Here is a 596-nt window from a genome sequence, read left to right on the forward strand (position 1 = left end):
GACTCCCGATCGACGGCATACAAGCAAAAAACCTCGAGGAACTGTTGAGCGTCGTTTAGAAGACGACCGACGCCAAAAGAAAAGTATTGTTGATAACGCGCGAGAGCGTATTCTTGCACAAAAGGCCGAATTAAAACTGCAGCAACATAGGAAGAAGATATTACTTGCAGGCTGTGAGCCTGTAATGGGCTTGAACTATGATCACCTCGCAATGGACGATTACCCCGATAACACCTTGGTAGCCGAAGCTCGGAGAGATAGAGATTACTGGGTACTTATATGTGCTATTTTCGCGTCCTTGTTTGTATTTAGTTTGTTAGGTTTGCTTGATGCCTGGGTTGGTGGTGTTGGTTGTGGTATGGCTTTTCTATCTGCTTTTTTTGCATTCTCTCCTATGCGGAAGTTCTTTTTCTCTCGTCCACATTTACATGAGTTGCTAGCTAAAAGAAAGGTGATCGAATACGGAGCTTTACACCATATTCAGTACCTTGAAGGCACTGACGGGCTCGCATGGCGTTGCCAAAAATTGACAAAATTCAACCCGAACTTATCCAAGAGCCTCTTTAACGGTATATATCGTTACTCTAAAGATCGAT

General features: G+C 43.8%; 1 protein-coding gene. It reads left to right on the forward strand.

Annotated elements, in window-relative coordinates:
• A partial coding sequence (locus A3761_RS28130) for a hypothetical protein (protein ID WP_197473198.1) occupies nt 1–596 on the forward strand: 596 nt, incomplete at both ends.

The sequence above is a fragment of the Oleiphilus sp. HI0123 genome (assembly GCF_001635315.1).